The organism is Limnoraphis robusta BA-68 BA1 (assembly GCF_034932365.1).
In the GTDB taxonomy this organism is placed as follows: Bacteria; Cyanobacteriota; Cyanobacteriia; order Cyanobacteriales; family Microcoleaceae; genus Capilliphycus; species Capilliphycus robustus.
In genome coordinates this window covers 65,577-79,176 of sequence record NZ_JAYGHR010000011.1, presented here as the reverse complement: position 1 = coordinate 79,176, position 13,600 = coordinate 65,577, and the positions used below count along the sequence as shown (strand labels likewise).

6 protein-coding genes and 1 pseudogene are annotated in these 13,600 nt (G+C 41.8%); 4 read left to right on the top strand and 3 right to left on the bottom strand.

Translation table 11 applies throughout. The features are described from left to right. Nucleotides 1-493 precede the first annotated feature (493 nt). Nucleotides 494-5,965, top strand: coding sequence for a trifunctional serine/threonine-protein kinase/ATP-binding protein/sensor histidine kinase (locus VB836_RS07505; RefSeq protein WP_323218744.1), 5,472 nt, complete (start codon nucleotides 494-496; stop codon nucleotides 5,963-5,965). 47 nt (nucleotides 5,966-6,012) lie between these two features. Here the strand turns inward: VB836_RS07505 and VB836_RS07500 are convergent, their stop codons facing one another. Beyond that, entirely contained in the window at nucleotides 6,013-7,413 is a 1,401-nt protein-coding gene (locus tag VB836_RS07500; RefSeq protein WP_323218743.1) for an amidase, read from the bottom strand. Between the two features lie 252 nt (nucleotides 7,414-7,665). Continuing rightward, nucleotides 7,666-8,058, bottom strand: a pseudogene (gene tnpA, locus VB836_RS07495) (IS200/IS605 family transposase); the annotation flags it as partial. Nucleotides 8,059-8,109: 51 nt separating this feature from the next. On the opposite strand from tnpA, the gene VB836_RS07490 reads away from it, so the two are divergent. From VB836_RS07490 to VB836_RS07480, 3 genes are all read left to right on the top strand, one after another. Beyond that, entirely contained in the window at nucleotides 8,110-9,336 is a 1,227-nt protein-coding gene (locus tag VB836_RS07490; protein ID WP_323218742.1) for an RNA-guided endonuclease InsQ/TnpB family protein, read from the top strand. A 203-nt stretch (nucleotides 9,337-9,539) separates the two neighbouring features. Then, nucleotides 9,540-10,829, top strand: a complete 1,290-nt coding sequence (locus tag VB836_RS07485; RefSeq protein ID WP_323218741.1) for a type IV pilus twitching motility protein PilT — start codon at nucleotides 9,540-9,542, stop codon at nucleotides 10,827-10,829. 166 nt (nucleotides 10,830-10,995) lie between these two features. After that, on the top strand, nucleotides 10,996-11,793 hold the full coding sequence (locus tag VB836_RS07480) for a circadian clock KaiB family protein (protein ID WP_323218740.1): 798 nt from the start codon (nucleotides 10,996-10,998) through the stop codon (nucleotides 11,791-11,793). A gap of 1 nt (nucleotide 11,794) precedes the next feature. On the opposite strand, the gene VB836_RS07475 is transcribed toward VB836_RS07480, so the two are convergent. After that, nucleotides 11,795-13,384 (bottom strand): Hsp70 family protein, encoded by a 1,590-nt coding sequence (locus VB836_RS07475; RefSeq protein ID WP_049559638.1) that lies wholly within the window; start codon nucleotides 13,382-13,384, stop codon nucleotides 11,795-11,797. Between the last annotated feature and the right edge of the window lie 216 nt (nucleotides 13,385-13,600).

Here is a 13,600-nt window from a genome sequence, read left to right as displayed (position 1 = left end):
CAAACAGCTTGAGAGTCTGGCGGGGTGTTGGCTGTGGGTGAGTCCCCAGCGAATTTCCTTGGGAACAAAAGAATGTCCTAAACTTAATAGGTACTGCTATGTCTTTAATTTGATCTCTAATTGTAAAGAATATTATCTTTTCCGAATTTTTAATGTTTCCTAGAGTTTTAATATTTTTTTATTTTTAAAACTGAAAAATATAATTAATAATATAGAGAAAGACTTCAGTCGGAAAAGTGGTAGTTAGCCAGTTTCCCAAGCGTTTTGATCGGTTTAGGGGGTTAAGCGTCGTTTAAAGTCGGGATGGATGCGATGTAAAATACACTACCTTGGCGAATCGGGTGCTAGAATGAGCCGCAGAATTTGTTCAGATGACAGTTGTTAAATTAATTGGATAAAATCTTTAATAATTAAAAATTCAGGATTGAAAAATAGTTCCTAAGTCCAAGTGATTGCTATCTCCAAAAAACCTCTTAAAATACACAAAATTATTATGAAAATGAACACACCCAAAATTACCGGATATCAAATTATAGAACAACTGCATAATGGTTCTCGAACCTTGGTTTATCGAGGGAGAAAAAACAGGAATGATCAACCTGTTGTTCTGAAAATTTTACGAAACCCCTATCCGAGTTTTAGCGATTTAGTACAGTTTAAAAACCAATATACGATTACTCACAACCTAGTAAATATTCCCAATATTATTAAACCTTATAGTCTCGAACCCTATAAAAATGGTTATGTTTTAGTCATGGAAGATTTTGGCGGAATTTCTCTCAGCCAATACATTCAAACACAACCCCTAACAGTCGGCCAATTTCTGCCCATCGCCATTCAAATTGTTGAGACTCTACACAAATTACAAGGGGCGCGAGTGATTCACAAAGATCTCAAACCCGCCAATATTCTGATTAACCCGACAAGTCTTGAAATCAAAATTATTGACTTTTCTATTTCTTCATTATTACCAAAAGAAACTCAAGAAATTCAGAATCCCAACATCCTTGAAGGCACACTCGCTTACCTCTCACCCGAACAAACAGGACGAATGAATCGAGGAATTGATTATCGCAGTGACTTCTATTCTTTGGGAGTAACGTTCTATCAATTATTGAGCGGCAAATTGCCATTTAATACGGATGATCCAATGGAATTGGTTCACTGTCATATCGCCAAACTTCCCCCAACTTTGCAACAATTGAATCCCGAAATCCCTAGCGTATTGTCTGATATTGTGATGAAGTTGATGGCAAAAAATGCTGAAGATCGTTATCAGAGCGCTTTGGGACTTCAACAGGATTTAGAAACTTGTTGGTATCAACTTCAATCTACAGGTGAAATTGCCAGCTTTACGATTGCAAAACGAGATTTATCAGAGCGCTTTATGATTCCTGAAAAGCTCTATGGTCGAAAAACTGAAGTTGAAACGTTATTAAATGCCTTTGAACGAGTTAGTAATCCCCCAGAAGGAAGAGCGGAACTGATGCTAGTTGCCGGATTTTCGGGGATTGGTAAAACCGCAGTGATTAATGAAGTTCATAAACCGATTGTCAGGCAAAGAGGTTATTTTATCAAAGGAAAATATGACCAATTTAATCGGAATATTCCTTTTAGTGCATTTGTACAAGCCTTTCGAGATTTAATCGGGCAGCTTTTGACGGAAAGCGCTCTTAAATTGCAACAATGGAAAGCAAAAATATTGCAAGCATTAGGAGAAAATGGACAAGTTATTATTGACGTCATTCCCGAACTTGAACTCCTAATTGGAAAACAACCCGCAATCCTAGAACTATCGGGAAGTGCGGCTCAAAATCGGTTTAATCTATTCTTCCAAAAATTTGTTCAAGTTTTTACCAGTGTTGAACATCCATTGGTGATTTTTTTGGATGACTTGCAATGGTCAGATTTAGCATCGCTCAAGTTATTACAACTGCTAATGAATGATGCAGATCACTTGTTAATTTTGGGAGCCTATCGGGATAACGAAGTGTCGCCTGTTCATCCGTTTATTCTTGCTGTCAATGAACTCAAAAAAACCGGGGTAACTGTTAACACGATTACCCTAAATCCCTTGAGTCAGAGAGATATTAATCAATTGATAGCGGATACCTTGAATTGTCAATTAGCCCTAGCGCAACCCTTAACCGAATTAGTTTATCAAAAAACTCGGGGAAATCCCTTTTTTACAACCCAGTTTCTGAAAGCACTGTATGATGATCAACTGATTAAATTCAATTTAGATGCAGGATATTGGCAATGTGATATTAGCAAAGTTAAAGCCCAAAGTTTGACGAATGATGTCGTTGAGTTTATGGCTTTACAGTTACAAAAATTGCCAACTGAGACTCAAAATATTTTGAAATTAGCCGCTTGTATTGGAGCGCAATTTGATTTGCAGACTTTGGCAATTGTTTCCGAACAGTCAGAAGTAGAAACGGCGACTGATTTATGGAGAGCATTGCAAGAAGGATTAATTGTACCCATTAATGAAAGCTACAAGTTTTTCCAAGCAGAAACGGAGATGCAGCCAATCGATCAAACGATTACCGTTCCTTATCGATTTCTGCATGATCGCATTCAACAAGCCGCCTATTCATTAATTCTTGCTCACCAAAAACAGCATACCCATTATCGCATCGGAAAACTACTTTTACAACAAATTTGCCCAGAAACAAGAGAAGAACGAATTTTTGAACTGGTGAATCAATTAAACTATGGAACCTCTCTGATTACTGAACCAACAGAACGAGATGAATTAGCTCAACTTAATCTTACAGCCTGTCGTAAAGCTAGAACCGCCACCGCCTATCAAGCCGCCCGTGAATATGCCCAGATTGGGCTAAATTTGCTCGGAAGTGAAGCTTGGCAACGACATTATCAAATGACCCTGGATCTGCATGAATTAGCGGCAGAAATTGCTTCTCTATGCGGTGACTTTGAAGAGATGGAAACGTTTATTAATCTTGTGATTGAACAAGCCCATTCTTTACTCGAACAAGTGAATGTTTACCGAATCAAAGTTCAATCTAATGTCTCCCGAAATCAATCTGCTGAAGCCGTTGCAATTGCTCTATCTCTCCTCCAACAACTCGATGTAATATTTCCTGAAACACCGACTCAAACAGATATTCAACAGTCATTTCAAGAGATAACAGAACTGATTGGCAACCGAGAAATCGAAGATTTAGTTAACTTATCTGTGATGACGGATGTTGAAAAACTGGCGATTATTCAGATTGGGAGTAGCATTATGGCAGCCGCTTACATCAGTGGTTCTCCTTTGTACCCGTTGTTAGTTTCCTTGTGCGTCAAACTCTCCATTCAGTACGGAAACACATCAGCTTCGGCTTTTGGTTATACGTCTTATAGTATTATTTTATGTAATCTATTTCAAGATGTCAATACTGCCACAAAGTTTAGTCAGTTAGCCCTGAAAGTTATTGCTAAATTAAATCTAAAATCAGTCAAACCTGAAGTCTTTAATATCGTCGGAACCTTTATGTTGCACCGAACCTTTCATATTAAAGAAACCTTGCCTTTCTTACAAGATAGTTATACAATTGGTGTAGAACTTGGCTATCTAGAATATGCGGGTTATAGTGCTAGTACGGTTTGCAACTATTCTTTTTGGTGCAGTCAGCCTTTGGGGATTTTGCAACAAGAAACTCGCACCTATACTCAGGGTTTAGCCCAGTTAAACCAATTAACAGCAGCCAATTATTGTCGGATTACTTGGCAATCAATTTTAAATTTATTGGAGGGAGATGAGCATCCTGAAATTTTATCAGGAGAAGCCATTCAAGAAACAGAATTTCTATCTGTGCTGCTCTCAAATAACGATCTTTATGGCGTGTATTTATTCTATTTGTATAAACTGACATTTTGCTTCTGGTTTGGAGAAATCGAGCAAGCAGAAAACTATACCACAGAGTTTAGAAAGTATTTACAAGTAGGGGCTGGAACCTTTGGTGAAGCTGTGTTTTATTTCTACGATTCTTTGATTGCTCTAGCACAATTGCGTCAGCCATTAAACGAGGAATCAGAAGGATTACAACGAGTCGCACAAAACCAAATTCAGTTACTGCATTGGGCGGATTATGCTCCGATGAATCACCAGCATAAAGTTGATTTAGTAGCCGCCGAAAAATGCAGAGTTTTGGGAAAAAAATTAGAAGCAATTGATCTTTATGACCAAGCTATTTCGGGTGCAAAAGAAAATCAATATATCCAAGAAGAAGCACTCGCTAATGAACTCGCTGCTAAATTTTACCTGGATTGGGGTAAAGAAAAAGTCGCAAGCACTTATCTGCAAGAAGCCTACTACTGCTATTCCTATTGGGGAGCAAAAGCCAAAATTGAAGACCTAGAAAAACGCTATCCCCAACTTCTAACTGCGATTTGGCAAATACAACAGAATCGTTTTCGCCAGGGCGAAAACTGCACTTCAACCGTCAAGCAATCTGACTTCCTCAATCAAACCATCCAAACAAATCTCTCTACTAATAATTCTAACTTCCTTGATTTCGCGACTATTCTCAAAGCCTCTCAAGCCCTCTCGAGTGAAATTCAACTCGAGCAATTATTTTCGACTTTAGTGCAAGTGGTGATGGAAAATGCTGGGGCAGATAAATGTGTTTTAATTTTACTCAAAGGGAACAATTTAGTCATAGAAGCAACGGCATTTTTTAGAGGAGAAAATACAGAGATTCAAAGTCTGGTACTGGAATCACTGCCGATAGAATCAAGCCCAGATATTCCCCTTTCTTTGATTAATTATGTGTCTCGTACTCAGGAAACTTTAGTCATTGATGATGCCAGCACTCAGACTTCTTTCGCATCAGATGCTTATATTCAACAGCAACGACCCAAAAGTTTACTCTGTGTTCCGATCATCAACTCCCGAAAATTAATAGGGATTGTTTATTTAGAAAATAATCTGACACCCGGAGTATTTACCCAAAGTCGCCTAGAAATTCTCAAAGTCTTAACCACCCAAGCCGCTATTTCCTTAGAAAATGCGAATCTTTATAACAAATTAGAGGAATATTCCTATACTTTAGAGCAGAAAGTAGAAGAACGCACCCTAGAGTTAAGAACTAAGGCAACGCAACTCGAAACGACTCTGCAAAAACTTTACTCCACTCAATCCCAACTCATTCAAACCGAAAAAATGTCGAGCTTAGGGCAGCTTGTTGCCGGAATAGCCCATGAAATTAACAATCCAGTTAACTTTATTTACGGCAATCTCACCTATGCTAATGAGTATCTGACCTCCTTAATTGAGTTGATTAACTTATACCAAGAAATCTATCCTCAACCCCAACCGGAAATTCAAGCCAAAATAGAAGAAATTGACCTAGAATTTCTGCTTAATGATTTGCCTAAACTTTTGGCATCAATGAAGATCGGCAGCGATCGCATCTGCAAAATTGTCAACTCTCTTCAGAACTTTTCCCGCTTAGACGAAGCCAAAATAAAACCCGTTGACATTCATTCCGGTATTGATAACACGCTGTTAATTTTGCAGCATCGCCTGAAAGCCAATGATCAAGATCCCGAAATTACATTAATTAAAGAATATGGTAAACTGCCTTTAGTCAAGTGCTACATATCCGCACTCAATAAAGTGTTTATGAATATTATCAGTAATGCCATAGACGCTTTGCGACAGACACCAGAAAACCGCTCCGATAGTCCTCAAAAACCAACCATTATTATTCGGACTTTTGTTAATGAGGCTCGAAACGTGGTGATTAGTATTGCTGATAACGGACCCGGGATGGAAAACTCAGTGCTTAATAAGATATTTGATCCCTTTTTTACCACCAAGCCTGTGGGAAGTGGGACGGGTTTGGGATTATCCATTAGCTACTCGATTATCGTCGAAAAACATCAGGGGCAGTTAAGCTGCATTTCAGTACCGGGAGAGGGAGCCGAATTTTTAATTGAAATACCCCTATAAATTCAGACTCTATTTTTCCCCAACCCCCTCACCCTGGATTGCTAGGTCTAATAAATTGCCGTAGGACGATAATTCCAAGGTCTAGCCGCCTCGAGTTGTGCGGCGATTGCAATCAACGTTGTTTCGTCAGCCGGTTTACCGATCAATTGCACCCCAACAGGTAATCCTTCAGCACTCAAACCTGTGGGAATAGCGATCGCAGGTTGACCTGTGGCATTAAAAGGCGGACAAGGCGCAATCCAATTGATAATCCGTTTGATCGTCTCTTCGGGAGTCAAATCTTCATATTCTCCCACCCGAATGGCGGTGTGCATATAAGTCGGCAGTACCAACACATCAAACTGATCAAAAAATGCCACAATCCGACGAGCCGCCACCTGCATTTGACCAACAGCCCGTAAATAATCCCCGGCTGAACCCGTTTGTTCGAGTAGCCATTGGTTCATCGGCGTCAGTAAATCCTTGGGAATGCCCGATGCCGCCACACCCGCCTGCCAAACCGCTTTAAACGGTTCAATCAACTCGGTAAAATCTGGACAACCCCGTTCAACTTGGTGTCCCATTTCTTCTAAAAGCTGCACCGTTTGCGTCACTGCTTCTGCACAACCCTCTGAAGCCTCACCAACCGGGGGAATTTTCGTTGAAAAGGCAATTCGTAAACAGCCTATGGGTTGTTGAGTCGCTTGCAGAAATGATATTGTCGGAGTGGGCAACCAATAGGGATCTCCCGTCACATAACCTGACATTACATCCAGCAATGCCGCCGCATCTGCAACCGTCCGAGCGATCGGCCCGTGAGTCGAAATACCATTTTGATAGTCCCCAACGGGAGCATGAGAAATTCGACCCCGTGAGGGTTTAAGACCGACTAACCCACAACAAAAAGCCGGGCCACGTACAGAGCCACCCCCATCCGAACCGTGAGCGATCGCACAAAGTCCGGCTGCCACAGAAGCCGCCGCACCCCCACTCGAACCACCGGGAGTATAGTCTAAATTCCAGGGATTACGAGCGGGTGGAAAGCCTTGGGGTTCAGTATAGGGCAGTGAACCGACTTCCGAAGTTGCTGTTTTACCGATAATAATAAATCCGGCTTGGCGAATCCGTGTAACAACTGCATCATCGTAGGTGGCTTCTTGGTTGATCAACATCCGAGAACCGTAGGTACAACGAACTCCCGCTACTGGATTAAGATCTTTGATGGAAATCGGCACCCCAAAAAAGGGAGGTAATTCTAAAGGATCGTTTGCCGTCAATTGTTCGGTTTGAGTTTGAGCCAAGGCGATCGCTTCTTCTGCCATGATGGTAAAGTAGCAACCCAGTTTCGGATTTAACAACTCAATGCGATCGAGATAAAGTTGAACTAATTCAAGGGGTGAGAGTTGTTTGCTGCGAATCCGTTGGGCTTGCTCTAGAGCAGAACTAAAGACTAAATCATCCAAATTCATGTTTGATCTGTAGTGTAGTGGTTCATCTTGATTTTCCTCAATATTGAGGATTTTTCCTGAAGAAGTTTATTTTCTCATGTGATTTGGGGAATACTAAACCCTTGAGAGGGTATCGTTGTCAGCAACTTAACTTAATGCTGCTGTTTTTGGGTTTGAAAAATTGACCGAAAATAATGGGATACAAGCCCCGTCATGCGCGGACGGCTTCTTGCTCCGTCCACAAGGCGAGGTTTCCTCGCAGTGGGCGGTGCGCTTTTTTTGATTCTTAATGTATTGAATCAGTACGTCAATAGGTGCGCCGCCAACGGAGATAGCAAAATAACTAGGACTCCACAAAGCTGTTTTACCATATGGTTTTTTAAACCCTGCTTGCCCATAACGGCGACTTGAAACACCTTTTAAGGCGTTCACAATTTTAGACACAGAAAGTTTGGGAGGGTATTCAATCAATGCGTGTATGTGTTCATCCTCGCCATTGATTTCTAAGATTTGAAAGTTCATTTGTGTTGCTACGTGGCGAAATACGTCCTCAATTAACTTGAGTTCTTCGCCGCTAAATATTTTATCTCTATATTTAGCTACGCAGACCAAGTGAATCTTGAGGTTTGTAACGCTATGCCTTTCTCTCCTAAATTGGGTTGTCATTTTGTTTGAACCAATATACAATCAATTTACAGACCAATCTGAACACGGACAATGAAAGCCAGCTATCAATACCGAATCCAACCGACACTTCAACAGCAGACCGAACTAGCAAAGCTATTTGGCTGTTGCCGTGTCGTGTGGAACGATGCACTGGCTCACTGTATCGAAATGTACAAAACTGGGCAAAAAAAGCCTAGTAATGCTCAACTCCAAAAGCAGTTTATTACCCAAGCGAAGAAAACGGCAGAACGGGAATGGTTATCAGAAGTTTCTAATATCCCTTTGCAACAATCTTTGAACGATCTAGAACAGGCTTATCAAAACTTTTTTAAGTCGTGTAAAGGTGATCGGAAAGGGAGAAAAGTTAGACTGCCTAAGTTTAAGAAACGAAACGCCAAGCAGTCAGCCAGGTTTCGAGTTGGTGGCTTTAAACTGTATGGAGACAAAATATCTTTAGCCAAAATTGGAAATTTCAAGATAATTTGGTCCAGACCTCTACCCAGTTCACCAAGTTCAGTTACAGTCATTAAAGATGCTGCAAACCGTTATTTCCTCAGCTTTGTTGTTGAGGTTAATCAACAATTATTACCTGAGTCTCCGAACAGCGTTGGGATAGACTTAGGAATTAAGGCGTTTGCGGTTCTGAGTTCAGGAGAAAAAATAGATGCTCCCAAACCTTTAAAAAAGCGGATTAGCCGTCTACGAAAACTTAACCGCAATCTGTCTCGAAAACAGAAGGGTTCTAAGAGATACGAACGGGCGAGAGTTAGAAAAGCTAAAATCTACGCCCAAATGAAAGATACCCGCAAAGACTTCCTCCACAAACTATCAACCCAAATAATCATCGAAAACCAAGTGATTGTTTTGGAAGACTTAAATGTGTCGGGAATGGTCAAAAATCGTAAGCTTTCAAAAGCAATTAGCGATTTAGGGTGGAGACAGTTTAGAACCCTTCTTGAAGGTAAAGCCGAAAAGTATGGCCGAGAATTTAGAGTAATAAGTCGGTGGGAACCGACAACTCAAAAATGTTCGTGCTGCGGCTTTAAAGGTGGTAAATTAGACCTTTCTGTTCGGGAATGGACTTGTTTGGACTGTGGTGCAGTTCACGACAGAGACGGCAATGCTGCCGTAAATATACTAATCGCCGGGGGACACTCGGAGATTCCAAACGGACGCGGAGGCAGGCATAAGACTTCGGTCATTGAAGCAGCAGCCCGTGAAACGTCAACCCACCTAGAGAATCCTGTTCAATTATCAATATTTGATATTTTGCAATAGTCTTCTGCTGGGAATCCCCGTTGTTTACGACGGGGAGGATGTCAAAAATTCACCCCTTTACGATACCGCTACACCCTGAGCTTTTACCTGTTGAAAAATGCCCGTCATTTCTTAAGTCTCTTTGCGATATCAAAGAATTCAAGGCTAGACTGAAAGTAAATTTCTACCCCGTTCGTCCTCTCATCCATCAAGGTCGTGCAATTATGACACAAGCACCTCGTCCGCCTGTTCCACCGCCACCGAAAGCACCCCGTCCACCCGCGCCCCCTGCACCCCCAAAAGCCCCTCGCACTGACGGGGTTTCCGGTGAAGTTGCTGTTCCGACTGCGCCTCAAACCGTCTCTCAACAGACAGTCCCTTCCGCCCCTCAATTGGCTCAACCTGTCGCAACAGGTGCCGCAGGTTCTCCCCGAGGATCAGGCCCAACGCCTGGAAATCCCACCCTCAAAGAAATTGTGATTCGAGCCAATGAAGAAGGAATTTCAGATATTCACATCGGGGTGAATGAAGAACCTCGGTTCCGCAAACGGGGTGATATTTCCCCCACAGGCTATCCCGTCACCGACTTGAATACGTTTATGAGTTGGTTGCGCGAATGTATGAGCGATGATGAAATCGAATATTTCCAACAAAATTTAGACTTTGACGGTGCTTTTGACTTTGGCTTTGTGCGGGTGCGGATTAGTGCCTTTGATACGTTGAGAGGCCCGTCAATGGTATTACGATTGATTGCGGCTAAAATTCTGACAATGGAGCAACTCAATCTCCCGGAAGTCTTTAAAAAGATTTGTCACTATCACAAAGGATTAATGTTAATCACCGGGCCGACGGGTTCAGGTAAGTCTACTACCCTGGCGGCGATGATTGACTACATGAATAAAGCTTTTGCCTATCATATTATCACCATTGAAGACCCGGTAGAATTTGTTCACGAAAGTAAAAAAGCCTTGATTAAACACCGGGAAGTCGGACGCCATACGTTGAAGTTTTTTAATGCCTTAAAAGGGGCGTTGCGTCAAGACCCGGACATGATGCTGGTCGGAGAAATTCGGGATAAAGAAACGATGCAAATTGCCCTAAAAGCCGCATCGACAGGTCACTTGGTAGCCGGAACCTTACACACGAACAGCGCAATTAAAACCCTAACTCGGATTTTGGATATGTTCTCCGCCGAAGAACAACAATCAATTAAAGTGTCAATTTCTGAAACGTTAGTCGCGATTATTGCTCAGTTACTCTGTAAAACAACCGATGGAAAACGGGCGGCTTTCCATGACATCTTAATCAATACTGATGTCATCAAAGAATACATCGTTAAAGATCAGTACGAAGAAATTAACCAAATCATGCTCAAAGATACTTATGAGGGCATGACCACGATGAATAAATCTCTTTACATCCTCTATCAAGAAGGTCGGATTACCGAAGAAACCTGTTTAGAAATGTCGCCCTACCCGAATGAGATGGGTCAAATGCTGCGAGGTCGGGTTTAGTCTCAACTCTAAGAAAAGTCTGAAGTTTTAACCCCTTGCTGTCAACTCTGGGGTAAAGTGTGAATTGTGAGGTATTCTATCAGCCGAATTTGGCGATCGCAGTTCACACTTCAATTGTATTGATTTGTGAAAATATCCAATTCCTTTGGTTCCTCAATAGGCATCCTTGAATTCTGCTAAACCTACAGATCCCCTTTTGTTCAAAGGAATTGCACTTTTTACACCTGGGGGAGATTTAATCTACTGTATCGACCCCACGAAACGGCGTCGATGGCATCTACATTTATGTGCGGCTTTACAGGAAATTTTGGGGTTGTCAGAAACCCCTCACTTTTTAGTTCCTTGTTATACGGCAACTCTCGACCAGTGGCTTGATCCCAATACCCAAACCGTTAAACGATCAGCCGAAGCCTATCCTCCGGTATTGCGTTATCAAACCTTACTCAATGCCGTGTTTGGTACAGATAATTTAATTTGGCAACCCACTCGAGAACCCGAAGAATTATGCAATCCTCTCGTCATTTCTACTTATTATCATCAATTTCCCCAACTCTGGGAAAATCACGACCTGGTTGTACAGTTTCAAAAAATGGATACTCAACTTGATGCTGACCGACGAGAAGTGACTTCGACATTGCGATCGCAAAGTTTGCGTGCTGATCAATCTTCAGAAGTCAATTCACCACAAACGGCGGGTTATGTTTTACGTTTATTTGTTTCCGGTCATAGTTTAGCCACTGAACGCACTTTAGCGACACTTCATCAACTTTTAGAACGATCCGTAAGTCACCCTTACACCCTAAAAGTCATTGACGTGTTGAAGCATCCTGAACAAGCAGAAGTCGATCAAATCTCTGCCACTCCCACTTTAATTAAAGTCTGGCCGAAACCGATCCGGCGAATTGTGGGAGAATTGAATGATGTTGACATGATTTTGCGGTTGCTCGGAACTTTAGAGCAGTAAACTAACTCAACTGCACCACCGCCTGATTATTCACTAACATTTCATTGGTGAGTAAATCTTCTAGGGTGATGAGCAAAAATCGCTTTTCATCGACTGAAAATAACACCTTAATGCGATCGCGTCCGGGCTGTCCTGGGGGATTTAATCGAGCAATACTGCGCCCTTCTGGGGTATCATTTAACGCCTGTACGGGGGTTTTTCCGGCGGTACTGCGTGTGACTAAGCGATCGCCATCAAAAAAGACTTCTGTTCCTCCCGTTTCCGCCCCCAATTCTCCAATCACCAATTCAATACTGGGCTGATTTTCTAAAGAAGCCCCTAAAACTAATTCTACAGGTTCAGTCATCGGATAAGCTTGACCCGACTGAATAATCGGATGCCAACTGTGACAATTATCCCGACGATTCCAATAACGAATCCCATAACTATGATAGAGAAAATCTTCAATTTTAGTCCCGAGACTCAGTTGTAATGCTCCATGAGAAATGGCTTCAAAAGGCTTCTCACAGCGTATCTTTTCAGGTTCAAAATATTGTTTTACCCAAGTTTGAACGGATGGGATTTGACTGCTTCCCCCCACTAATAAAACGCTACTAATATTACTCTTCTCAATTCCTTGACGCAGGGCTTGTTGTAACACTTGATTCATCGCCCGATCCAGATTTTTAAAAAACTGATGTTGGGTTAAAATCTCCTCAAATTTTTCTCGACTCAACTCCAATTCATAACTGTCTAAAGTTTCATCATTAAAATACACTTCCGTCGCTTGAGTTTGTAAGGAAAGCTGAATTTTTAAGCGTTCAGCCAAACGAGTCGTTAGCGGGGTTTTTTCTAATCCCTGGGTTTGGGCAAAATAATCAATTAACCAATGATCAATATCCGAACCGCCCAAATTTTGACCTGCTTTTGCTAAAACTCGGGCTGTTTTTGGCTTTTGTCCGGAAGATTCTGCAAAGGATTTTTGACCCCATTTGAGAATAAACCCTAACGGTTTATTTTGTACCGTTGTGTTTAAACGAACTAAAGATAAATCGAGTGTTCCGCCCCCAAAATCAATTACCAATACCACATCTTGTTCCGTCAGTCCATATCCCAAAGCCGCAGCCGTTGGTTCATCCAACATTCGCACCTGTTCAACTTCGAGAGACTGACAAACTTGACCTAACCAGTAGCGATAGGCTTCAAAACTGTCAACCGGAACCGTAAACACCAAGGAGTCTATCGGTAAAGGAATCCCTCGAACTGCTTCTAAAACTTGAGTGAGGAACCATTCTCCGACCCGTTCAAAAGTGACAACCTGACCATCAAGTTCGGGGAGAAATCCCTGAATGTTCGTGCCGATTCCCCGTTTAAAATTGCGAAAAAAGCGGTGATCGCTGCTGATATCATAACCTTGATCTCGCACTTGCTGACCTAAAACGACCTGATCCGCAGTGGCATCTTTAACATAAAGTAAACTGGGAATCAGGGGAGGGTTTTGAGCCGAAATCCAGGATAATCCGGGAAGCCGCAAGGTTTCAGGCTGTTGTGTGGCTGGATTCCAACGGGAAACAACAGTATTGCTGGTGCCAAAATCAATCGCGATTGTCATTCACTCTAATTGTACAACAAGTCTAAACCAGTTTAACCCAAAAGATCTCTGTCTCCGGCGTTGAACCGCAGAAAAATCCCTGAGTTCGCTGATTTTCCGCTCTTGAACTCCTCTGAACGCGACTCTTTTTTTCTCAGGTATAAATTGATTTGGATCAATTATAAATTGAGCTAAAATATTCTTATATAAAGATTTATGAAAAAAAAATTACATTGA

Bases quoted from the DNA above. Each gene is read 5' to 3' on its own strand.
- VB836_RS07505 (WP_323218744.1), top strand. From the start codon at position 494: ATGAAAATGAACACACCCAAAATTACCGGATATCAAATTATAGAACAA.
- VB836_RS07500 (WP_323218743.1), bottom strand. From the start codon at position 7,413: ATGAATTTGGATGATTTAGTCTTTAGTTCTGCTCTAGAGCAAGCCCAA.
- VB836_RS07485 (WP_323218741.1), top strand. From the start codon at position 9,540: ATGACACAAGCACCTCGTCCGCCTGTTCCACCGCCACCGAAAGCACCC.
- VB836_RS07475 (WP_049559638.1), bottom strand. From the start codon at position 13,384: ATGACAATCGCGATTGATTTTGGCACCAGCAATACTGTTGTTTCCCGT.
- VB836_RS07490 (WP_323218742.1), top strand. From the start codon at position 8,110: ATGAAAGCCAGCTATCAATACCGAATCCAACCGACACTTCAACAGCAG.